The organism is Streptomyces sp. NPDC037290 (genome assembly GCF_055603245.1).
Genome location: NZ_JBVJVZ010000187.1, coordinates 1 through 1,085, shown reverse-complemented (window position 1 = coordinate 1,085; position 1,085 = coordinate 1). Strand labels below are relative to the sequence as shown.

The following is a 1,085-nucleotide window of genomic DNA, read 5'->3' as shown; positions in this document are numbered from 1 at the left end:
GTGTAGGTGTTCTGGAAGTCGACGAGGATCAGCGTCGAGCCGGTCAGCGTGGCCGGGGTCGCGTCGAAGCCGTCGAGTTCGCGCAGGGTGGTTCGGGACATGGGTGTACCGCCTCGGGTCGTACGTAGGGGAAGTGCTCGCCCGTTCCGTGCGGGGAGCCGTTCTCCACGCTAGGAGTCGCCCCGGATGTCCACAATGACGTCTAGCATGCAGATACCGACATGAGGCGGCGTGCCGGCGGAGGAGGGCAACCCATGGATACCGTCCGACGGCTCGTCGTCATCGTGCTCTTCGGCGGCGTCGACCTGCTCGACGTCACCGGGCCTCCCGAGGTCTTCTCGCTCGCGCGCCGCGAGACCGACGACGCCGCGGGATATGAAGTCGTCCTGGCCGCCGATACGTTGGAGCCCGTCACCACCGCTGCCGGGGTGCGCATCCTGCCCGACACCACCTTCGACGAGGCCGCCGGGCGGAGCATCGACACCCTCATCGTGCCCGGTTCGGTGGAGATCGACAGCGAACGGCGGGTGCACGCCCTCGTCGATCCCGAGCTGGTGGAACGGGTGAAGACGCTCGCCGCGCGGACGCGGCGGACCACCTCCGTCTGCGTCGGGGCGCATCTGCTGGCCGCCGCCGGGCTGCTCGACGGCAAGCGCGCCACCACGCACTGGTCGACCGCCCGGCAACTGGCCGACGAACACCCGGAGATCGAGGTCGACGCCGACCCGATCTTCATCCGCGAGGGCGATGTGTGGACCGGCGCGGGGATCAGCGCCTGCCTCGACCTCTCGCTCGCCCTGATCGCCGACGACCTCGGCGAGGCCGTCGCGCTGCGCGTCGCCCGGCAGCTCGTGATGTACCTGAAGCGGCAGAGCGGGCAGAGCCAGTTCAGCGTTCCGCTGGAGCAGATCTCGGCGACGCGGCGCATCGAGGATCTCCGGCACCACATCCTGCGCAACATCGGCCGCCGGCTCACCGTCGTGGACCTCGCGGAGTACGCGCATGTCAGCGACCGCCACCTGACCCGGATCTTCAGGACCGAGCTCGGGACGACCCCGCACGCCTACATCGAGTCCGTCCGCGTC

General features: G+C 69.6%; 1 protein-coding gene and 1 pseudogene. One reads left to right on the top strand and one right to left on the bottom strand.

Annotated elements, in window-relative coordinates:
• Positions 1–101 (bottom strand): annotated as a pseudogene (locus ACZ7HQ_RS45870) (cysteine hydrolase); the annotation flags it as partial.
• A 153-nt stretch (positions 102–254) separates the two neighbouring features.
• Here ACZ7HQ_RS45870 and ACZ7HQ_RS45865 point away from each other — a divergent pair.
• On the top strand, positions 255–1,085 hold an 831-nt coding region (locus tag ACZ7HQ_RS45865), incomplete at its 3' end, for a GlxA family transcriptional regulator (RefSeq protein WP_471003682.1).